Source organism: Georgenia soli, assembly GCF_002563695.1.
GTDB lineage: Bacteria > Actinomycetota > Actinomycetes > Actinomycetales > Actinomycetaceae > Georgenia > Georgenia soli.
On the sequence record NZ_PDJI01000004.1, the window covers coordinates 958,737 to 980,168 of the forward strand.

Genomic DNA, 21,432 nt, shown 5'->3' on the forward strand with positions numbered 1-21,432 from the left:
GGCGTCGTGGTCGCCCTCGGCGCCGCGCGGTGGGCCCGGCTAGGGTTGCCGAGCACATCCGAACGCGAAGAAGGAGTTGCTCCGTGGAGTTCCGAGAGCTGAAGGTCCCTGGCGCGTGGGAGATCACGCCGAAACAGTTCGGCGACTCCCGCGGGGTTTTCCTGGAAGCCTTCAAGGAGGGCCCCTTCGTCGAGTCGGTCGGCCACGCGCTTGACCTTCGGCAGGCGAACTCGTCGGTCTCCGCCGCAGGCGTGGTGCGCGGCATCCACTTCGCCGACGTGCCGCCCTCGCAGGCCAAGTACGTCATGTGCCCGCGCGGCGCCGTCCTCGACGTGGTCGTCGACATCCGGGTCGGCTCCCCGACCTTCGGGCAGTGGGACACGGTCCTGCTCGACGACACCGACCGCCGCGCCATCTACATCTCCGAGGGCCTCGGCCACGCCTTCTGCGCCCTGGAGGACGACTCGACCGTCGTCTACCTGTGCTCGGCGCCCTACGCCCCCGGCCGCGAGCATGGCATCGACCCGCTCGACGAGGCGGTCGGCATCGCGTGGCCGTCCGAGGACCGGGCCGGCCGACCGCTGGAGCTGCTGCTGTCGGACAAGGACAGCGCCGCACCGGGGCTCAGGGAGGCCGAGGAGCAGGGGTTGCTGCCCCGCTATGACGCCGTCCAGGAGTACATCGCCACGCTGCGCCGCTGATGCCCGGGACGCCCCGAGTCGTCGCCGTCGTCGTGACGTACCAGCCGGACGTCACGCTGACCGCGCCGTTGCTGCTCGCCCTGGCCGACCAGTGCGCCGATGTCCTCGTCGTGGACAACGGCTCGGAGCCGAGCCGCGGGGAGCGGCTGCGGGCGGCGTGCGCGGCCGCCGGCGCCGAGCTGGTCGAGCTGGGTCGCAACGAGGGCATCGCCCGGGCCCAGAACATTGGGATCGCCCGCGCGCTCGACGGCGGCGCTGACGCGGTGCTGCTCTCGGACCAGGACTCGCTGCCGGCCACGGACATGGTGGAGCGGCTCCTGGACGGCCTCGACAGGGCGACGGCGCGCGGACGTGCGGTGGCCGCCGTCGGCCCGGTGTCCACCGACACCCGCTCGGCGACGGAGCAGATGGTCTATGTCTCCCGCACGTGGGGCCCGCGGCGGGCGCGGCCGGAGGAGAGCCGGGACGGGCTCGTCGAGGCGGCCTTCCTCATCGCCTCCGGCTGCCTGGTCACGACGGCGGCGCTGCGGGACGTCGGCCCGATGAACGAGGAGTGGTTCATCGACCATGTCGACCTCGAGTGGGGCCTTCGCGCCCGTCGGGCGGGCTACGCGCTGTTCGCGGTCACCGGCGCCCGGCTCGACCACGAGCTCGGCGACCGGCTCGCGAAGATCCCGGGCCGGGCCCAGGAGGTGCACGTCCACTCTCCCGTCCGGACGTACTTCATCTCCCGAAACACGGTGCTCCTCGTCCGGTCCGGCCTGATGGGCTGGCGCTGGAGCGTGGGCTACGTCGTGTGGCTCATGAAATACGTCGCGTTCAACGTCGTCGTCCCCGCGGAGCGCGTGCGGCGGGCGACTCTCATGACCCGTGGCCTGCGCGACGGTCTACTCGGCCGCACCGGCCCCCTCAGATAGGGAGCGGTCAGCCGGTTAGGGGTCGCCCTCAGGAGGCGGTGGCCCGTCCGAGCCGCCGCGAGCGGTGCCGCACGTCGGCGGAGGCGACAAGGCCGAGCAGAAAGTCGGCCGCGGTCAGAAGGACGCGGGAGAGCAGGACGGTGACGACGACGGAGCCTGCGCCGAGGTGCCCGGCGAGCGCGACGGCGAGAACGGCCTCCCGCACCCCGACGCCCGCGGGGACGACCACGACGACAAAGCCGATGGTCCAGGCCAGCGCGTAGCCGCCCGCGGCCAGGGCGAAGGTCTCGAGCGACCTCGGGGCACCCAGCGCCGAGATCACGAGCCACACCTGCACGCCCGCGAGCACCCACCCGAGCAGGGCCCAGAGCGCGGAAGCGGCGACACCCCGGACGCTCACCGGCTTCTCGAGCGGCGGACGGCGCGTCAGCCGCAGCGCGACCGACAGCAGCCTATTCAGCACCGGCGGCACGAGCAGCAGCACGAGAACAGGGAGGAACCACGCGACCCAGCCGTACTCGCCGGCGAGCTCGGCCGGTCCGACGGCGAGGGCAGCGGCCGCCAGTATCATCGCCGTCACGATGGAGACGAGGATGGCAACCATCATGACCGAGATCGACCGTCTCCGCGGGATCCGCAGGTCCGTGCCCATCTCGGCCGCGGCCAGGAAGTTCCACACGCCGCCGGGAAGGTACTTCCCCAGCTGCGAGACGAAGAACAGCCCGGAGGCCTCGCGGACGGTGAGCGCCGAGCCCATGTCGTGCAGGACTGCGCGCCAGGACATCATGGTGACGAAGACGTAGCCGACGCCGACGGCGAGGCTGAAAGCGACCGTCGTCGGCGGGATGGATGCCAGCGCCGCGCTGACCTGCTCCCACTGGCCGACCACAGCCCAAACCGCCGCGCCCAGCGCGACGGCGACGAAGCCCTTGCGAACCCACGGGGACCGCAGCAACTGAAGGACCCGGCTCATCGGGTGAGCACCTCGACCAGCGGCTCGGTCACTGCCCGCGCGGTGAAGCGCTCCCGCGCGCGGCGGGCGCCAGCCCGGCGCACGTCGGCGAGCGTCGCCGGGTCACCGGCGAGAGCCGCGAGCGCGTTCGCGAGCGCCTCGGCGTCGCCCGGCGGGACGAGCACAGCGTCGTCCCCGAGGGCGCGTCGCTGCGGCTCCGTGTCGCTCGTGACCACGACGCACCCCGCCGCGGCCCCTTGGTAGACCTTGTTGGGCACCACATTGAGCGCCTTGGCGGTAGTGCCGAAAATGCCGAGGCACACGTCGTGGGACGCCACGAGGGCGGGCAGCTCAGCGCCGTCGACCCAGCCCTGCCAGGTGACGCTGGGCAGCCCGTCGACCTGGGCGTGCACGGCGTCGGAGTCCTGCCCGGCGCCTACGAGGGTGGCGCGGACGTGGACCCCGCGGTCATGGAGAATGCGCAGCGCCTCGCCGACGACCCGGGTTCCCTGGAGAGGGGTGAACAGGCCGAAGAAGACCACGGAGAGCGGGTTCACGCCTTCCCGCTCGGGCGCCCCAGGGGCCTCGAACCAACTGCTAGTGGCGCCGACCGGCACGACGACCGTGGAGTCCCGCCGGCGCGCGGGCACCAGCTCGCGATGCTCCGGGGTGTCGACGACGATCACGTCGGCCGCGCCGAGCGCCAGGCTGTCCAGCAGGCCAAGCAGACGGGTACGGAGACCGTCGCCGGCACCGCGGTCGCGTGCCGTGCCGGCCGCGAAGATCAGGTGGTCCAGCACGATCTGCGCCCGGGGGAAAAGCAGCCGCGCCAGGAGCACGTCGAAGTGCCCGAGGTATCCGACGAGAACGTGCGTGGGGCGCTGTGCGCCGCGAAGCCTGACCGCCCGGAGCGCCAGCACGCTCCACCGACGCAGAAGCCTGCCGACGAACCGGGGCAGCGACGCGGGGTTCTGCAGGAACGAGACCCGCTGCGCCGTCGACAGTCCCAGCGGCTCGACGATCTCGCTGACCGGCAGTCCGTGCTCACGCAGGCCGTCGATCAGTACCTGGACCCTGGGGTGCGCCTTGACGTCGTACGTCCCGAAGGCCAGCACCCTCACCGCTGCGGGACCGTCTCGCCGTCCAGGGGCACGACGGTCTCGCCGGTCGCCGTCGTCGCCGGGCGAGCGCCGGGGACCGCGTCCGCCGGGGCAAAGAGCCGCGCCCCGGGCCTGTCGGGGAGGAGGTACGGCTCGCGTGCCTGCCCGTCACCGGCCGGGAAGCGGGCGACCTCCGTAGGCGGCCGGTACTGCATCTCCTTGAGCCGCTCCAGCGACTCCTCGAGGAGGACCCGGTTCGTGCGCAGCAGGTCGGCGATGACGAGGAGCGCGAAGCTCAGCAGCGCACCGACCAGCATCGCGGTGCCGAAGATCAGCGACTGCACGTGGCCACTCGCGGTGCCCATGAGCCAGAACACCAGGAAGCGTACGAACGGGATCAGGGCGGCGACGAGCATGATCGTCCCCAGTCCGCCGAGCACGATGTGCGGCTTGAACATGAGGTAGGACCGGGTGATCGCCGTGCCGGACTTGAACATGTGCTGCCAGATGTTCTTGAACAGACGCGATTCACGGGTCTTCGCGTTGGTGGTGATCGGGAGCGACTCGATGCGCAGGCGCTTGTTGCCGGCCTGGATGATCGTCTCCATGCAGTAACTGAACTGCGTGACGACATTCAGCCGGATTAGCGCCGCCTTGGAGTAGGCGCGGAAGCCGCTCGCGGCGTCAGGGAGGTCTGTCCCCGCCGCGACGTTGACGACCTCGGACCCAACCTTCTGCATCGCCTTCTTGAACGGAGAGAAGTGCTCGATCTTCGACGTCTGCCTGTCTGCGATGACGACGTCTGCCTCGCCGCGGACGATGGGCTGAACAAGATCCGTGATCCTCGCCTGCGGGTACTGGTTATCCCCGTCGGTGTTCACCACGATGTCCGCGCCGTGCGCTAGCGCGTAGTCGACGCCGTCGCGGAACGACCGGGCGAGGCCCATGTTGCGCGCGTGCCGCACGAAGTGGGTCACTCCGTGCTCACGTGCCACCTCGATCGTCCGATCGGTCGAACCGTCGTCAACGACGAGGATCTCCACCGAGTCAACCCCGGGGATCTCGCGCGGGATGGAGCGAAGAACGAGAGGCAGCGTCTCTTCCTCGTTGAGGCAAGGGACCTGAACGAACAACTTCATTGCTTTCCTTAGGAGTGGGGCCTTCAGTTCCCGTGGACCAAGACCGTCCACGTGTGGCGGGAACGCGACTTGCTCACCCAAGCAAGCGAGACTACCCCGCCTTGCCAGCGAAGTCACCGTTGAGAGCTGCTTCGAGACGTGGCTCACTCACTCAAGAATTCCACCAAACCGCGGCCTGGCTCGTGCTGCGGATGGAACAACGGAGCGATGGAAATTCCGATCGACTTGCCTCCTCGATCATACTCTCGGAGATCTAATCCCTCAATAGAGGCTGGCCATATCTCGCCCCCGCGGTTGGTTTGGTGAAGACGACAGCGACCCCGAGAAGGACGACGGACACCAGCCAGCTAAGCACGACAAAGCCATCTCCAAACGGCACCGGGATCCACTCAACCCCATCGAAGGGAAGCGGCGCTCGGTCGAAACGAGCAAACCACGCTTCCGCACCGTAGACGTATCGCCACATATACCAGGTGAGCGAGACGGTATTCACCGCGCCGAACACGATTACCGACACGCGCACAAGTCGCCGCCTCGACGCGTCCGGCAGATTGTCAAACTGGAAGTACGGCGTCAGAAGAACGATGAACATAGCAACCGCTGGGAGCCAATATCGTCCCTGCCATCCGAAACCAGTCAGCATGCTGTAGGCGCCCACAACCAACACTGAACCACAGAGGAGCGCTGGAGCCACCCAAACGCCTCGCCGTTTTTCCCTGACTGCAATTGCGAGAATTACCAGAGCAGCCACTGTCGAGATCCAGATAGCGGTCAGCAAAGGCGGGAGCGTGACGTCCCACCCCATCCAACCCACCATCTGGGTGAGCAGAGGCCCGAATTTCATCACGATGAGGACAACTTTGACGAGTAGCGGCAGGGACCCCCAGTCAACGTTGGGATCCTCTTCACCGATCCGCCGAGTCTGAAGCGAGTAGTAAAGCCAACCTAGTGCGGCGACTAAATTTAGGACGAGCACTGCTTGCGTGAGTCCGCTGAGAGCGCGGAATGGTATTGCCCGCGCTCCGACCGGCACCAGCAGAACCATCGAGAGGAGCCCTGCCCAAGCGACGCTCAGCGGCCTTGTCCATGTGAGGGCCACCATCGACACAATGAGCACGCCCTGGATGTACGCAGGAACACGAACGCCCCGTCGAACGTGGTCACCCACAGTTGCGCATGCAGCAGCAGCCAGTATCGATCCAGCGATCTCAAACCCGTTCGGATTAACCGCTGAGAAGAGTGAGAGTGCGGTAGGCGTTGCAGCCGCCACCAGGGGCAAGATAGCGGCGCCAATACCGAACGATCGCCTTAGCAGTGCGAAAGCACCAACAACCATTGCCATAGAGGCGAACCCCGAGAAGATACGAGCAAGATATAAGGCCGAGAAGCCCGACAGATCGAGAGACAGAGCGGTCCGCATGACGCCACCAACGGCGGCATAGTACAGCGGGGGGTAGCGAGTCATGTAACTGACGTCGTCAACAGAAGAAGCGTCCGCACTAGGCTCGATCACCATCCCACAAGTCGGCGTCGCACTTAGGTTTCTCGCGTAGCAGTCTTCTTTCGGATAATGATAGAGATCAGCTGGCACGGTTACTTTGACAAGTGTGACTCCGTTATCATCAACGATGGTCGACTCACGTCCGGGGAGCGTCTGCCCCGTGGCCGTGCCCCACGCGTACACAATGTGCGCCGATTCATCAGGGCTGGCCCCGACCGGAGAGGCGGTAGCCCACGCGAACGCGACACCCAGAGCACCGAGTAGTGCGATCACTGAAGCTTTCATCCGCTATACAACCCTTTTTAGAAATTTTGATTGTCGACCAAACGGTCGCAGGAAGCGTCCCGGTTACGCGGGAACAGAACACACAGCAGTCATCGACGCCGTGGAGTCTACATCCCGTGCCGTGCCCGCCGACTACCTCGCTACCTGCATGCGCGGTGAAGAACCCATTAGGTGGGCACGCCACCTACGGGAGAAACCCGCACGCCAGGAGGCAGCACTTCGGCTCAGCCGAACCGCTTTCGCACCGTCTTCACGGTCTTGTCTAGAACCGCGCGAGTTCCCCCCGCTCGGTAAACGCGGTGCGCCGTCGCGGCCTTCACCATTAAGGGGTGGCGAAGCAACGAGCCTGGCAGGCGCGATGTTGCCCCCGGGACAGCGTACGGCTCAACAAACGCCTCCGCGGCGGACAGCGGCTCGTCGTCCGCCACCTCCGTCCACTCAGTGGACCTCCGCCGGGAGCCGTGCAGGCGCACGTGCTCCGCAGCTGCGAGAAGGTTCGCCAGGTAGACCGGGCCCTGCACGTGCGGGGACCAGCGCAGGAGTGCCTCGCGCCGCGCCTGGGTGCCCATGCGACGACGGAGCGCAGCATCGTCGAGCAGCGCGAAAAGAGCCGCCGCCCAGTCGTCGCCAGTCTTCGCCAGAATGCCCGTCCGACCAGAATCGATAGCCTCGCGGAACGGTTCAGTCGAAGACGCAACGACCGGGGTCTCGACGAGGGCTGCCTCCAGCCACTTGATCGCGGACTTCGCCTCGTTGAACCGGCTGTCCTGAGTCAGCGGTGCCAGGCACACGTCGACGTCGCGGAGAAGACCCGGCAGCTCGAGCCAAGGCGTGAACGGGAGCCGTTTGACGCGGTCAGCCACCAGTTCAAGAGCCGGCGTGGGCTGGAGATGGCCACCGAGCCACAGTTCGATGTCCGGTCTTTCGCGCATGACGCGCAGGACCGACGGTTCCACTGCTGCCCAGTCCGCGTCGTGCGTCGTCGTGCCGGAGAAGTATCCGATACGCAACGGACCCTCCGCCCGCGTCCGCCGCAGCGCGTCGTCGCTCGCCTGGGCGAGGAGTGTGCCGACGCCGTTGTTGAAACGACGGGCGGGCAACCCCGTGGTTGCGGTCGCGTGGCGGCACAGCTCCGCCGTGGAGCCGATGAACATGTCCGTGGCCTCCATGGTGGTGCGGTAGCGCGCCACGCCGTGCCACCACAGATCCACCTCAGCCTGCGGGAGCGATGCGAGCCCATGGACCTCGTTCTTGAGGTTCGGGTCGAAGATCAGGTCATCGACGTCATAGAGCACGGGTATCCGGCGCTCGCGCCGTCGGATGGCGTCGATGAGGTCGAGCACCTGGAACGTCGCGGGCACGCGGTAGAACACCACGGCGTCCGCACGCTGCACGAGCGTAACGAGCTCAGGGTCGCGGTAGTGGCGCACCTCGACTTCGAGACCAAGCATCCGCAGGGCCTCGGCGGGCAGATGCGCGCGGTACCGCAGAGGGGCTCCCTGGATCCCGACGACAAACACAACCCGGCGCATGATTTGCAGCTCGGCCGACCGGAGCAGCGAGTCGTCGGCCTCGGGCTCGACGTCTCCTGCCGGCAGGGCAAGCTCAGCGTAGAGGTCGACCAGTCCTCTTGCTTGGTCCGCGAAGGGGCGGATGGGGGTCGCGGATCCCTGATTCGTGAGCATGCGCGCAGCCGTCGGCTCGGATACGAGCAGCCGTAGCGCCGCGGCCAGCGCTTCGGCGTCGCCTGCCGGCACCACCAGTCCGTTGCGTCCGTGGTCGACGGCCTCCTCAGGTCCTAGCGTGTCGGAGCAGACGACCGCCAGGCCAGCGTCGAGCGCCTCCCGAGTCAGAATGGAGTGCGACTCTCGCATGATCGACGGCAGGACGAGAATTTCGTGCTCCGAGAGCACGTCGCTCAGTTCCTCAGGGCGGTAGGCCGGTTGCAGCCTCACCTGCGGCGGCAGCCCGGGAGGACGGCGGTCTACCCCGTAAACGTCAAGACGCCATCCCGGTATGCCTGTGAGATCGCCGACGGCCTCCGCGAGGACGTCGAACCCCTTCATCGGGTCCGCTCCGCCCGCGAACATCAGTCTCAGCGGACCGTCAGCCGCCTCGGGGACGCCGGCCGGGTCAGCCCTCCGGGCCACTTCGTCCGGGAGTCCGTTCTCGTCGACTCTCACCTTCTCCGCGGGGACGCCATTGGCGATGAAGACTCTGGCCGCACTAGCGGATGGCGCGAGTATGGCGTCGGCGTACTGAAGGAACGGCATGAGGTTGTCGTTGCGGGCACGCAGCCAACTGTGGTCGACCGCACAGGCGCACGTTCCGCAGTCCACGACCAGCGAACATGGCCGATAGTCCGAGGTAGCTAGAAATTGTCTGGCGCAGAACCACCAGAAATCGTGCATGGTGACAACTACCTGAGCACCGGACTCCTTCGCCGCACGGACAAGTGAGCCGCCGAGCGTCTGCAACGAATGGAGGTGAACCACATCCGGTCGGGTATCAGCAAGCCAGTTCCGGAAGTCCGCCTCAACGTCGGGATTGAGACTGTTACGAGGGTCGCTCCACGCGGTCCAAGGCGTGGTGACGATCCAGCGGACTGTGACACCTGACTCCAAGACGTCGGTCCAGGTCTCGAGCGGAGTTCGAGAGTCATCCAAGTGACCAGCGTAGACATAACTTTCGTGACCCGCCTTCGCTACAGCGTCGGCGATTCGGTGCGGCACAAGTGTGCCGCCACTTACGAAGTTGGGAGGGAAGTGGGCAGAGACTTGGACGACGCGCATAAACAGACTCGGTTCGCAGGTTCGGCAGGCAACCTGCGCCCCTCTCCCTTCCCGTCACTCATCTTGGGTCACGATGCCTAGCACGGTCGCAGCCGTCCCGTAGTTACGAGCCACCGCTGCTCCTTCACGCGCACTGAGCATCCCAAGACAGCCTAGCCGCGGGTGAACTACGCGGCGGGGCGCCGGCGCAGTGGGACGTCCCCTAACGTATGCCCATGCCCTACAGCCCAGACAACGAGTTCGAGGCATACTGGCGAAGCATGCTGGTCGAGCGTGACCGGGCGACCCATCTCGGTGAGGCAGACCGGACGCTGCAACTTGAGCTCGAAGGTCTCCGTACGCACTGTGCCGAGTTGACCGCGGCCCTTACCCAAGCACGGGCTGCGATCGTCGTGCGCCACGAACTGCTAAAGGATCAAGCTGCGGCGCTCTCGGAGAAGGAGGAGGCGCTCAGTGTGGCCCGAGCTGCGGCTGCGGCGGCAGCTGAGCGAGCCGGAGCAGCAGAAGAAGCATACGAAGCGGTGGTCACGTCGCGGCGGTGGCGCTTGTGGAATCTGCCCGCGAACGTCGCAGCAGGCGGTCGACGAGTTCTTACCCGGCGCATGCAGTGATGATCAAGCCGCTCCTCAGTCTCGTAGTCATCGACGAGCAACACGACGTGACCGCGAGGTCGGCCACGGAACAGTCCTTCGCTGCGCAGGGTGCAGGCCCGTGGGAGTTGGTCGTCGCACCAGAAGGGACGACCGTTTCGCAGTCGGTTGATGTCGCTGTCGGGCGGACAACGGGCAGATATGTGGCCGTCATAGCCGCCGGTGACCGGCTCGAGCCCGGAGCGCTAGAGGCGGTCGTCAGCGTGTTGGCACCGGACGACGAGCCCGACGTTGTCTACACAGATGAACAGTGGGCCGCGGACGAAGGCGCGGGCGTATTCGCGAAGCCGCGCTGGGTACCCCGGTACCTCGACGCGTACCCCTATCTCGGGCGCCTCTGCCTGGTGCGCCGCGACGTCTGGGACCGCATAGGCGGACTACGCGAGGATTTCGCACCCGTGCGCGAGTGGGATCTCGCCCTCCGGGCGACTGAAGTCGCCCATGAGGTGCGCCACGTCCCTGTGGTGGGACTCACACGTGCGACGGCCCCAATCATGGACGAGGTCGCGGTGGAAGCGGGGCGCCGTGCGGTGAGCGCCCGCTACCAGAGGCTCGGGGTCCCAGTCGTGGTGGAGTCCACAGGGCACGGAGACAGCGCCGAGCCTGGGTTTGTGCGCGTTTGGCGTCAACCCAGCGACATTCCGCTCGTCTCGATCGTGGTGCCCACGGCAGGTAGCCGGCGTGAACTCCGAGGCTCAGAGACGCTGCTCGTCACCAACGCACTGCAGTCGATTCTCGATCGAACGGCTTATCCGAAGTGGGAAGTCGTCCTGGTCCCGAGCGAGCACACACCGAAGGAGGTGCTCGATGAGTGCGCCAGCCTTCTCGGTGACCGCCTACGAATTGCTTCGGTACGCGGGACGTTTAATTTCTCGCGCTCCGTCAACGTGGGCGTCGGCGCGGCCGCTGGTGAGTTCGTGGTACTCCTCAATGATGATACCGAGGTGCTGGAGCCACGCTGGCTTGACCGAATGATCGCCGTAGCAAGCGAGAATGGCGTGGGCGTCGTGGGCGCCAAGTTGCTTTTCGACGACGGCACCATCCAGCACACGGGTGTCACCTTCGGGAACGACGGCGAGGCGATGCACCTGCACATCTTCGAACAAGACGATGCGGGCTACTTCGGCTCGAAGGTGGTGGACCTCGATTTCCTCGCGGTCACCGGGGCCTGCATGTTGGTGGCTCGTGACGTTTTCGCCGAGGTAGGCGGATTCAACGAATCTTTGCCATTGAACTACAACGACGTTGATTTCTGCCTGAAGGTGGGGGCCACGGGGCGCCGGGTCGTCTGCACCCCCTTTGCACGGCTGCACCATTTCGAGTCAAGCAGCCGAGTGGCTCGGATCGAGGACTACGAGCGTTCTGCTCTTGCGTGGTGGAACCCACGCAAGATGCTGGATCCATACGTCAACGTGCGGGGACTGACATGACGTCAACGTGCGGGGGCCGACGCGACTAGTCAGACACGACGCTTCGCCAGGCGCCAATGGATCTTGTCGATCACCGCGCGAGGGCCTGAGCTCCGGAGATAACGCCACGTTGCCGTGGCGTCCAGTCGGACTCGAGTCGTCAGCGGCAAGGACATGAAGTCGACGGCTGTTCCGCCCAGGCGTTGGGAGTCCTTCGCGCGCTGCGGGTCTCGGCAGAACTTCAGCAGCGGCTCGAGCACTACGGGCCAGGTGTACTGCTCCGCGACCCTCGCTACGTTTACACGTGCCGCCTCCCGCGCAGAGTCGTTCGTCAGCAAGTGCGTGAGGGCTTGCGCCATAGCGTCGACGTCAGCCGGCGGCACCGTTGCGCCCAGGCTCTCTGCAGCGACAAGATCACCGAAGGTGTCGCCCGCACTGGTGACGATCGGCAGGTTCGCCCAGAGGTAGTCGAGAATGCGAGTGCGAAAGCTGAACGCCGTCTCGATGTGCTCGAAGTGAGCACTAACGCCTACATCCGCGTCAAGTAGATAGTCGGCTCTGCGTGCGTAAGGAACCCAGTCTTCATTGAAGAAGACGTGTGTCCCGGTGAGGCCAAGCTTGTCGGAGAGGTGGCGTGTCCTTGTCGCCATGGCCATCTCAGGCACGTCCGGATTGGGGTGTTTCATACCCATGAAATAGAGACGCACCTCAGGAACGCTCTGGCGGACCTGGTTGATGGCCTTCACCACCGTCACCGGGTCGAACCAGTTGTAAACGCCGCCCCCCCAAAGCACGACTCTGTCCTCCGCGCTGATGCCCGGCACAACACCCTTGATTGCCGGCGCTCTCCGTTGCGGGGCCGAGGAAGCCGTACCGAAAGGCACGACTGTGATGAGAGTGCGCATCGACGGGTCGGCGTCGTAGGTCTCCGGGTTGACTCGGCCGGAGGCCGCCAGGTGACCGAGCCAAAGGTCTCGTTGCTTCTCTGAGGCACATAGGAAGAAGTCGCCTCGCGCAGTCTGGGCACTGAGCTCACGCAGCGCGTTGGCGAGCGAGGCGTGCCGCTGCTCAGTGGGCTTGTATCGTTCCACCTCAAGCGACTCCAGATGGAACGGGTCGTAGAGGTCCAGGACTATTACCTGCTCAGCCTGCTGCAGCCATGGGAACGTCTGCATGACGAAACCTTGAATGATCACGATGTCGGAACGGTCTACCTCGCCACGGAAGTCGGACACCGTGACATGGCGCGTGGTGAAACCTTCGCCAACGCGATCACAAGTTCCGAACGTCACGAGACGGACTTGATGCTCGTCCGACAACGCTGACGATATCTCCCACGCCCTGATCGCCGGTCCAGCCATGCGCTCGGCCAAGGTGTCGAGAGTGACGACAAGCACGCGCGCCATCAGGCTGGCCCCACTTCAACATGGCGGGGCGCCTGCCACCTCGACTCGGTGTGGATGTACCCGCCCCACCAACGCTGCTTTCCGCTCTCGACGGCGAACCGGGCGCTGTCCCGGACCTGGTCGTAGACGTGCTGCGTGGTGCTGTCGGTCAGTGTGGTGATCACGACGTAGTTCCCGGGTGCGAACGCGACCTCAGGAGCGTGGCAGTCTACGTAGCCCCTACCCCGTACAGTCCCGAGTTTTGGGCCGTGATCGAATGTGTTGGACGCCCACAAGTATGTGCCGTCTGTGCTCTCGATCCCGACACCGATGACGGGATCCGTAACCGGCTTCTCGACCCTGTAATGCACGCGTATGGTCAAGTCCTCTCCCGATCGAATAGGCCGCGTGGGGCCCTCGGAGCTCATGACCTCGACGTCTTCGACAACCATTTCTGCCGAGCCCCAGTGTGATCGTCCCTGCTCGTCTAGACGCGTGCTACCACGGGTTGAGTCGAGGTAGCGTTCCAGGACACCGCCAGCCTCGCCTACCTCCATAAGCTTCCCGTGCTGCAGCCACGCCGCCTGGTCGGCCATCGCTCGAAGCTGGGGCATCGAGTGCGAGACCACAACAACGGTCCGGCCCTCGCGGCGGAACTGTGCGAACTTCTCGGCACACTTGTCCTGGAAAGCGGCATCTCCCACCGCGAGCACCTCGTCGACCAGGAGTATCTCCGGATCGACGTTGATAGCTACGGAGAAGCCGAGGCGCACGTACATCCCGGAGGAGTAGTTCTTCACAGGCTGATCGATGAACTCCTCGACGCCGGAGAAGTCGACGATCTCATCGAACTTCCGGTCGATCTCAGGTCTAGTCATGCCCAGAATCGAACCGTTGAGATAGACGTTGTCACGCCCCGACAACTCCGGGTGGAACCCTGAGCCAACCTCGAGGAGCGCCGCAACCTTGCCATTGGCGGCGATGGACCCCTTGTTCGGGTAGAGAATTTTTGCCATGCACTTCAAAAGTGTGGACTTGCCAGAGCCGTTATCTCCCACCAGCGCAAAGGTGGATCCTTCGGGTATATCGAAAGTGACGTCGTCGAGCGCCCAGAAATCCTCATGCACGGATCGTCGTCGTCGCATGATGGCGCTCTTAAGCGTCTGGTTTCTTTCGTGATAGACGCGGAACTTCTTGGAGACGTGCTCCACCGCTACGGCTGTCGTTGTCACAGGGCTTCAGCCAGTCCCTTCTCGTGGCGCTTGAAGATCGAGTACCCGACGAAGAAGACAGCCACCGCCCACGCCACGCAGCTCAACGTGGTGGACAGCTCGGGCCATCGGTTGTCATACATAAGGTTTCGGAACGCCTCGACGAACTCCCCCACAGGGTTGAGCATGTAGAGGTCGAGAAGAGTGACAGATCCGATCAGTGGACCCACGTCATCCGATAGGCCCGCTACGAGCGAGACCGGGTACAGGATCGGAGTGAGGTAGAACCATACCTGGAAAAGGATTCCTACGAAATGCTGGGTGTCCCTGAAATAGACGTTCGCCACCGAGAGCATGAGAGCAACGCCGGTGGCGAAGAGGGACATCAGCGCCATGAATAGCACAACCAACGGCACCCACGGCAGCGCATTCGCCCCGACGAGCAACAGCGCCACCAGGAGGACCACCATCTCGATGGACCAGCTGAAGATCCATGAGAACGAGTTGGCGACCAGCAGCGCGATCCGCGGAAAATGCACCTTCTTGATGAGGTTCTCGTTGCCAACAAGAGCCCCCATGCCCCCGTTGACGACGTTCGTGAAGAAGCTCCAGGGCAGCAGCCCGCACAGCAGCCAGAGCGCGAAGATATCTAGACCGCTAGGATCACCCGGCTCTGGCTCGACCCGAATGATGAGCGCAAAGACGACGGTGTAGATCGCCATCGCTGCAAGAGGGTTCGCAAGGGACCACAACTGGCCCAGTGCGGTCCTCTTGTACTTGCCTTTGATCTCCCGCCGCGTGAGATTGAGCAGGAGTTCACGAGAGCCGCGAAGGTCCTCGACGATGCTCACCTGGTCTCCCCTCGTGGTACTCCCGCCGCGCAGCGGTGCTCCGCCGGGGCACCGACACTGTACGCGGCGACAGAGGTTCCCTCCGCCTCGTGCATTTGTCGCTCTGGCGGAGGCGCCGTTTCGCGGTACGCCGGGACGCCCAGACCTGTGAAGCATGCCGATGTCAACTGCGCATCGTCTGGCTCGCTGGCCACGCACCAGGACCTTAGATTTCGCCCGTGTATCACGCACGCGGGTACCGTGCTCCCATGCAGATTTCGGTGATTGGTTGCGGGTATCTGGGTGCGGTGCACGCGGCGTGCATGGCGGAGCTGGGCCACGACGTGGTGGGCATCGACGTCGACGCCGCCAAGGTGGAGTCCCTGTCGAAGGGGGTGGCGCCGTTCCACGAGCCGGGCTTCGACGAGCTCCTCAAGCGGAACGTCGACTCGGGCCGGCTGCGCTTCTCCACCGACTTCGCCGACCTGGCCGAGGCCCAGGTCCACTTCATCGGCGTCGGCACCCCTCAGGTCCAGGGCGGCTACGCCGCCGACCTGACCTACCTCAACGCCGCCGTGGAGTCCCTCCTCCCCCACCTGAACCACCACACGAACGGGCCCACCCTGGTGGTGGGCAAGTCCACCGTCCCGGTCGGCACCGCCGCCGAGATCGCCGACAAGCTCGCCCCCACCGGGGCGCTGCTGGTGTGGAACCCCGAGTTCCTGCGCGAGGGCTTCGCCGTCCAGGACACCATCTCCCCCGACCGCATCGTCTACGGCCTGCCCCGGGACGCGGACCAGGCCGAGTCCGCGAAGAGCGTCCTCGACGACGTCTACAAGCAGCTCATCGCCGCCGACATCCCCCGTCTGACCACCGACTACGCCACCGCCGAGCTCGTCAAGGTCGCCGCCAACTCCTTCCTCGCCACCAAGATCTCCTTCATCAACGCCATGGCCGAGCTGTGCGAGGCCACCGGCGCCGACGTCACCCAGCTCGCCGAGGCCATCGGCCACGACGACCGCATCGGGAAGAAGTTCCTGCGCGCCGGCATCGGCTTCGGCGGCGGCTGCCTGCCCAAGGACATCCGCGCCTTCATGGCAAGGGCCGGCGAGCTCGGCGTCGACCAGGCCCTGACCTTCCTGCGCGAGGTCGACTCCATCAACGACCGCCGCCGTGAGCACGCCATCAACCTCGCCCGCGTCGCCGTCGGCGGCACCTTCACCGGCCGGCGCGTCGCCGTCCTCGGAGCGGCGTTCAAGCCCGACAGCGACGACATGCGCAACTCCCCCGCCCTCGACATCGCCAACAGCATCGCCGGCGAGGGCGCCACCGTCACCGTCACCGACCCCGCCGCCGGCCCCGTGCTCGCCCGCCGCCGCCCCGACATGAACGTGGCCGAGGACGCCTACGCCGCCGCCACCGGCGCCGACGTCGTCCTGCTCCTCACCGAGTGGAAGCAGTTCAAGGACCTCGACCCGGCACGCCTCAAGGACGTCGTGCGCAACCCCTGGATCATCGACGGCCGCAACGCCCTCGACCCCACCACCTGGCGCGAGGCCGGCTGGACCTACAACGGCATCGGCCGCCCGTAGTCGATCCCGCACCGGCGATCCTTCATACTGGCGACCAGCAGACCCGACCCAGGCCGAGGAGGCCCCCTTTGCGCGTGCTCATCACCGGAGGTGCCGGCTTCATCGGCGCCAACTTCGTCCACCAGACCGTCGAGGACTACCCCGACGCCCAGGTGACCGTCCTCGACAAGCTCACCTACGCGGGCAACCCCGCCTCGCTGGCGGGCGTGTCGGACCGGATCACCGTGGTCGAGGGCGACGTCGCCGACGCCGAGGTCGTGGACGCGTTGGTCAAGGACGCCGACCTGGTGGTCCACTTCGCTGCGGAGTCCCACAACGACAACTCCCTCAACGACCCGTCGCCCTTCGTCACGACGAACCTCATCGGCACCTTCACCCTGCTCGAGGCGGTCCGCCGGCACGGCGTGCGCTTCCACCACATCTCCACCGACGAGGTGTACGGCGACCTCGAGCTGGACGACCCGGCGAAGTTCACCGAGCACACCCCGTACAACCCCTCCTCCCCGTACTCCTCCACGAAGGCCGGCTCTGACCTGCTCGTGCGCGCGTGGGTCCGCTCGTTCGGCGTCGCGGCGACCCTCTCGAACTGCTCGAACAACTACGGGCCGTACCAGCACATCGAGAAGTTCATCCCCCGCCAGATCACCAACCTCATCGACGGTGTGAGGCCCAAGCTCTACGGCGCTGGCCAGAACGTCCGTGACTGGATCCACGTGCGCGACCACAACACCGCGGTCTGGCGCATCATCGAGCAGGGCAAGATCGGCGAGACGTACCTCATCGGCGCCGACGGCGAGAAGAACAACAAGGACGTCGTCGAGCTCATCCTCGAGCTCATGGGCCGCGACCCGCAGGACTACGAGCACGTCGCTGATCGGCCCGGCCACGACCTGCGCTACGCCATCGACAACACGCGCTTGCGTGAGGAGCTCGGCTGGGATCCGGAGTTCAAGGACTTCCGCTCCGGTCTCGAGGACACCATCGCCTGGTACCGCGACAACGAGGACTGGTGGCGGCCGCAGAAGGCCGCCGTGGAGGCGAAGTACGCCGCCCAGGGGCAGTAGCTCCTGCACCCAGCGGCGCGGCCCGGTCGAGACTTGGTCTCGGCCGGGCCGCTCCCGTCCACGCTCAGGAGACGGTCAGAGGCTCGTCCCCTGGCACAGCCGCACGCGTCCCGGCACCAGGCGTCCTATCCCAGGCACCCATCCGGCTGACGATCGCAAGAAGGAACCCGGCGAACGCCGCCGAACCCACGAGCCACACGACCATCGGCGAGACGGCGCTGTCCCACCACCACTCCGGCAGAGCGTTGAGGTTGAAGCCCGTGACGTCGTCACCGGTCACGTACCGCCGGATGTTGTTGTGCATCGCGAAGGAGTTCGCCAGAGCCAGCGTGGCCACCATCAGTCCGAGCTGCCCTCGGGAGAGCCGCCCACCGACGGCGGAGCGCCACAGCGCAACCCCGGCGAGCAGCACCATCAGCGGCATGATGTACCGCGGCTGCACGGCGCCGCCGACCGGGGCGTTGGCACGGAACATGAGGACCATCGGCAGCAGCCACAGCAACCCGAGTATCCCCGCAAGCACGAGGCCGTCCCGGCGGGTCACGTGCGGCAGCGCCGTGAAGACGATCGCACCGAAGACGACGAGACCCCCCACAGCGACGAAGGCGGGCATCTCGGTGTCGAGCCAACCGAGGTCCCAGGACCCGAACACGCCGGCCCAGAGGCTCGGGACGTTCATGCCGTTGTCCCACAGCAGCTGCCCCATGCCCAGCTTCCCGGGCGTGTCGGCCGTCGGGTCCTCCATGGCGGCGCTGATGGTGTTGCCCGAGCTGAGGGCGCGGGACTGCCGTGACGCGAAGAAGAAGGCGGCAGCCATGGTGAGGACGAGCGCCGGCGCGACGAGATCGCTCCACCGCAGTCGTACGGGGCGCCACCAGCTGGCCGTCCCAGGCCGCCACCAGTGGAGGAAGATCGCGGAGAAGGCCGCCACGACGACGTAGGCCGCTGAGTCGGCTCGTGAACCGGTCCCCATGAAGGCGGCAACCAGGGTGACCCCGCCCAGCGCATATCGCCGTCGTCCCTCGCTCTCGAAGAAGCCGGAGAGTCCGACGAAGACCGCCAGCGCCGCGAAGATCGCCCAGCCGCTCGGGTTGATCGACGCGACGAGGAACGCACCCAGCGGGATGAGCGTGATCGTGACGGCGAGTGCGACTGCGTTGCGGCGGCTGCGGGGCAGCAGCGCGTAGAGGGCGGTCAGCACCCCGACGACGAGGATCGCGTTGAGCGCGCGCATGGCGAGCACCGACGTCTCGACGTTCTCCCCGACGAGCAGGCTGTTGACCCAGTAGAAGCCTGCCGGGTAGATGCTCGTGAAGTTTCCGCGCCCGGTGGAGACCATCTGTTCCACGGGCGCGTCCATCCGCTCCTCGTAGCACTCGGCGCTGAGCGATGACTCCAGCGCGTAGCAGATGCCGCCGGCCACGGGCGCCGGCACCGACTGCTCGACGGCGGTGGCTCCTGGCTCGCAGACCCCTTCGCGCTCGCCCTGGCCGCACCAGATGCTGGCGAGGTGGAAGTCCTCGTCCGGGCTGGAGCCCACCGGGGAGGCGACGCTCCAGGCCAGGAGCGTGACGAGGAGCAGCACGGGTGCCAGGAAGATGGAGTACCGGCGTGCGGGGTTGAGCAGTCGTTTCCAGCGGGGCACGCCCGCCACCCTAACGTGGCGCGTCTCAGCCCCTGCGGATCTCCACCCACGCCCGCGCCCGCAGTCCGAGAGAGATCAGCCACCTCAGCGGCGCGAGGTACCACGCGCTGTAGCGCCGGAGGAGGTACGTCTCCGCGCTCTGGTGGTGCGCCCGGACCATCGGCGCGGGCCGGTGCCGCCAGCTCGCCCCCTGGTCGTGCACCACCTGGGCCGTCGGGACGTACACGTTGCGCCAGCCCGCCCGGCCGAGGCGGTCGCCGAGGTCGACGTCCTCGAAGAACATGAAGTACCGCTCGTCGAACCCGCCGAGCGGCGCGAGCGCCTCCCGGCGGAGCAGCAGGCACGCGCCGGAGAGCCACCCCACCGCGTGCTCGGTGAGAAGCATCTCCTCCTGCCCCTGGCGGTACGCCCTCGTCCACGGGTTGCCCGGCCAGATCTTGACGAAGAGGGCGTGCCCCGCCCCCTGCGTCAGCGACGGCACGGCGCGGGCGGAGGGATAGACGGTGCCGTCCGTGTTGAGGATCCTGGGTCCGAGCGAGCCCGCCCGCGGGTTCCGGTCGCCCGCCGCAAGCAGCTCGTCCAGGGAGCCGGGGTGCCAGACGATGTCCGGGTTGGCGACGACGACCCACGGCTCCTCGCCACGCCTCGCCCCGATGTTCGCGGCGGCCCCGTAGCCGAGGTTCGTCCCCGGCCGCACCACCTCGGCGCCGTGGCGGGCGGCGACGTCGTCGACGACGGCGGTCTCGGTGCCGTTGTCGACGATCACCAGCGTCACCGGCGCGGACGACGCCGACCGGAGGGACTCGGCGAAGTGCTCGAGCTCGTCGCCGGGGTTGAAGGCGACGGTGACCACCCGCACCCGGGGCGGTTGGCTCACGGGCGGACGCCCGCGCTCATGCGCCGCCGCCGATCACCAGACGGGGGGTGCCGTTCCAGGCGGCGGGGTCGGTGACGCGGCGGCCGTCGAAGAGGAGGCGCAGTCCGGGCAGGTCGGCAGGGGCCAGGTCGGCGTACTCGGGGTGGTCGGCCTGGACGATCGCCAGGTCGACCTCCTCACCGAGGTGGTACGGCTCCCACCCGAACCCGGCCAGCTCGTCGTCGGTGTACATCGGGTCGTGCACCGCCACCCGCGCCCCCCGCTCGCGCAGGGCGTCGACGGTGGCGAAGACCCCGGAGAACGCCGTCTCTTTGACCTTCCCCCGGTAGGAGGCGCCCAGCACCACGGCGCGCAGCCCGGACAGGTCACCGAGAACCTCCGCGGCCCGGGCGACCACGTGCTCGGGCATCGCGGCGTTGGACTGCCGCGCGGTGCGCACGATGGACGCGTCCGGGTCGGTGGACAGGTACAGGCGCGGGTAGACCGGGATGCAGTGCCCGCCCACCGCGATCCCCGGGCGGTGGATGTGGGAGTACGGCTGGGAGTTGCACGCCTCGATGACCTTGTACACGTCGATCCCGGCCTTGTCCGCGAACAGCGCGAACTGGTTCGCCAGCCCGATGTTGACGTCGCGGTAGGTGGTCTCGGCGAGCTTGGCCATCTCCGCGGCCTCCGCGGTGCCCATGTCCCACACCCCGTTCGGGCGGGCCAGGTCCGGGCGCTCGTCGAAGGAGAGCACCGCCTCGTAGAACTCCACCGCCCGCGCCGTGCCCTCGGCAGTGAGGCCACCGACGAGCTTGGGGTAGCGGCGCAGGTCCTCGAACACCCGGCCGGTCAGCACCCGCTCCGGGGAGAACACCAGGTGGAAGTCCTCCCCCTCCCTCAGCCCGGAGAGCTCCTCGATCAGCGGCTTCCACCGGCCCCGCGTGGTCCCCACCGGCAGGGTGGTCTCGTAGGAGACCAGCGTGCCGGCGGTGAGGTGCTCGGCCAGCGACCGGGTCGCGGCGTCCATCCACGCAAAGTCCGGGGCCCAGGTCTCGTCGTCGACGAACAGCGGCACCACCACGACCACCGCGTCGGCGCTGGGGATCGCGTCGGCGTACTCGGTGGTCGCCCGCAGCCGACCCGCCGGCACCAGCTCGGACAGCTTGTCCTGCAGGTGCGCCTCCCCCGGGAACGGCTCCGTGGCCGCGTTCACCAGATCGACAACTGATCTCTGCACGTCCACACCGACCACCTCGTGGCCGGCGTCGGCGAACTGCACGGCGAGCGGAAGACCGATCTTCCCCAGGGCAACCACAGCGATACGCATGTCACTCCTCGTTCCGGCGCGCGCGTGCCGCCACGCCAGGGGTCACGATATCGAGCCGGGACCGGCCGTC

General features: G+C 66.8%; 17 protein-coding genes. 6 read left to right on the forward strand and 11 right to left on the reverse strand.

Going from position 1 to position 21,432, the window contains the following annotated elements:
- Window positions 1–83: 83 nt before the first annotated feature.
- Complete coding sequence (locus ATJ97_RS05700; RefSeq protein ID WP_098482905.1) at window positions 84–701, forward strand: dTDP-4-dehydrorhamnose 3,5-epimerase family protein; 618 nt, start codon at window positions 84–86, stop codon at window positions 699–701.
- Entirely contained in the window at window positions 701–1,618 is a 918-nt protein-coding gene (locus ATJ97_RS05705) for a glycosyltransferase family 2 protein (protein WP_098482906.1), read from the forward strand. The genes ATJ97_RS05700 and ATJ97_RS05705 overlap by 1 nt, the downstream gene beginning before the upstream one ends.
- Window positions 1,619–1,646: 28 nt before the next feature.
- Here the strand turns inward: ATJ97_RS05705 and ATJ97_RS05710 are convergent, their stop codons facing one another.
- The 5 genes from ATJ97_RS05710 to ATJ97_RS05730 all read right to left on the reverse strand — a co-directional run bounded on the left by ATJ97_RS05710 (window position 1,647) and on the right by ATJ97_RS05730 (window position 9,387).
- Window positions 1,647–2,591, reverse strand: a complete 945-nt coding sequence (locus tag ATJ97_RS05710; RefSeq protein WP_098482907.1) for a lysylphosphatidylglycerol synthase domain-containing protein — start codon at window positions 2,589–2,591, stop codon at window positions 1,647–1,649.
- A complete protein-coding gene (locus tag ATJ97_RS05715; protein WP_245862178.1) occupies window positions 2,588–3,691 on the reverse strand; it encodes a glycosyltransferase in 1,104 nt (367 codons plus the stop codon). The genes ATJ97_RS05710 and ATJ97_RS05715 overlap by 4 nt, the downstream gene beginning before the upstream one ends.
- Window positions 3,688–4,809 (reverse strand): glycosyltransferase family 2 protein, encoded by a 1,122-nt coding sequence (locus ATJ97_RS05720; protein ID WP_098482909.1) that lies wholly within the window; start codon window positions 4,807–4,809, stop codon window positions 3,688–3,690. Before ATJ97_RS05720 ends, ATJ97_RS05715 begins: the two co-directional genes overlap by 4 nt.
- Before the next feature lie 253 nt (window positions 4,810–5,062).
- The gene (locus ATJ97_RS05725) at window positions 5,063–6,583 is read right to left on the reverse strand and encodes a DUF2142 domain-containing protein (RefSeq protein WP_170037143.1); all 1,521 of its coding nucleotides are present in this window, start codon (window positions 6,581–6,583) and stop codon (window positions 5,063–5,065) included.
- Window positions 6,584–6,819: 236 nt separating this feature from the next.
- A complete protein-coding gene (locus ATJ97_RS05730; protein ID WP_098482911.1) occupies window positions 6,820–9,387 on the reverse strand; it encodes a glycosyltransferase in 2,568 nt (855 codons plus the stop codon).
- Between the two features lie 215 nt (window positions 9,388–9,602).
- Here ATJ97_RS05730 and ATJ97_RS19405 point away from each other — a divergent pair, with 215 nt between their 5' ends.
- Both ATJ97_RS19405 and ATJ97_RS05735 read left to right on the forward strand, forming a co-directional pair.
- Window positions 9,603–9,998 carry a hypothetical protein gene (locus tag ATJ97_RS19405; RefSeq protein ID WP_143426879.1) on the forward strand — a complete coding sequence of 132 codons (396 nt, stop codon included), beginning with the start codon at window positions 9,603–9,605 and terminating at the stop codon, window positions 9,996–9,998.
- Window positions 9,998–11,467: a glycosyltransferase family 2 protein gene (locus ATJ97_RS05735; RefSeq protein ID WP_143426880.1), complete on the forward strand. Its 1,470-nt coding sequence runs from the start codon at window positions 9,998–10,000 to the stop codon at window positions 11,465–11,467. Before ATJ97_RS19405 ends, ATJ97_RS05735 begins: the two co-directional genes overlap by 1 nt.
- Window positions 11,468–11,496: 29 nt before the next feature.
- Here the strand turns inward: ATJ97_RS05735 and ATJ97_RS05740 are convergent, their stop codons facing one another.
- Genes ATJ97_RS05740 through ATJ97_RS05750 form a run of 3 tightly spaced genes read right to left on the reverse strand, consistent with a single transcriptional unit; the run spans window position 11,497 to window position 14,893 of the window.
- Window positions 11,497–12,819: a glycosyltransferase family 4 protein gene (locus ATJ97_RS05740; RefSeq protein ID WP_245862179.1), complete on the reverse strand. Its 1,323-nt coding sequence runs from the start codon at window positions 12,817–12,819 to the stop codon at window positions 11,497–11,499.
- Between the two features lie 32 nt (window positions 12,820–12,851).
- The gene (locus ATJ97_RS05745) at window positions 12,852–14,042 is read right to left on the reverse strand and encodes an ABC transporter ATP-binding protein (protein WP_245862182.1); all 1,191 of its coding nucleotides are present in this window, start codon (window positions 14,040–14,042) and stop codon (window positions 12,852–12,854) included.
- 17 nt (window positions 14,043–14,059) lie between these two features.
- Complete coding sequence (locus ATJ97_RS05750) at window positions 14,060–14,893, reverse strand: ABC transporter permease (protein WP_098482914.1); 834 nt, start codon at window positions 14,891–14,893, stop codon at window positions 14,060–14,062.
- 248 nt (window positions 14,894–15,141) lie between these two features.
- On the opposite strand from ATJ97_RS05750, the gene ATJ97_RS05755 reads away from it, so the two are divergent.
- Together ATJ97_RS05755 and rfbB are read left to right on the forward strand one after the other, a co-directional pair.
- Window positions 15,142–16,464, forward strand: coding sequence for a UDP-glucose dehydrogenase family protein (locus ATJ97_RS05755; protein ID WP_098482915.1), 1,323 nt, complete (start codon window positions 15,142–15,144; stop codon window positions 16,462–16,464).
- Between the two features lie 68 nt (window positions 16,465–16,532).
- Window positions 16,533–17,528: a dTDP-glucose 4,6-dehydratase gene (rfbB, locus tag ATJ97_RS05760; RefSeq protein ID WP_098482916.1), complete on the forward strand. Its 996-nt coding sequence runs from the start codon at window positions 16,533–16,535 to the stop codon at window positions 17,526–17,528.
- Window positions 17,529–17,592: 64 nt separating this feature from the next.
- Here the strand turns inward: rfbB and ATJ97_RS05765 are convergent, their stop codons facing one another.
- From ATJ97_RS05765 to ATJ97_RS05775, 3 genes are read right to left on the reverse strand one after another with little or no spacing between them, the layout of a single operon-like run.
- Window positions 17,593–19,173 (reverse strand): DUF2142 domain-containing protein, encoded by a 1,581-nt coding sequence (locus ATJ97_RS05765; protein WP_170037145.1) that lies wholly within the window; start codon window positions 19,171–19,173, stop codon window positions 17,593–17,595.
- Between the two features lie 25 nt (window positions 19,174–19,198).
- Entirely contained in the window at window positions 19,199–20,050 is an 852-nt protein-coding gene (locus ATJ97_RS05770; protein WP_211287061.1) for a glycosyltransferase family 2 protein, read from the reverse strand.
- A 16-nt stretch (window positions 20,051–20,066) separates the two neighbouring features.
- Window positions 20,067–21,362, reverse strand: coding sequence for a nucleotide sugar dehydrogenase (locus tag ATJ97_RS05775; RefSeq protein WP_098482919.1), 1,296 nt, complete (start codon window positions 21,360–21,362; stop codon window positions 20,067–20,069).
- Between the last annotated feature and the right edge of the window lie 70 nt (window positions 21,363–21,432).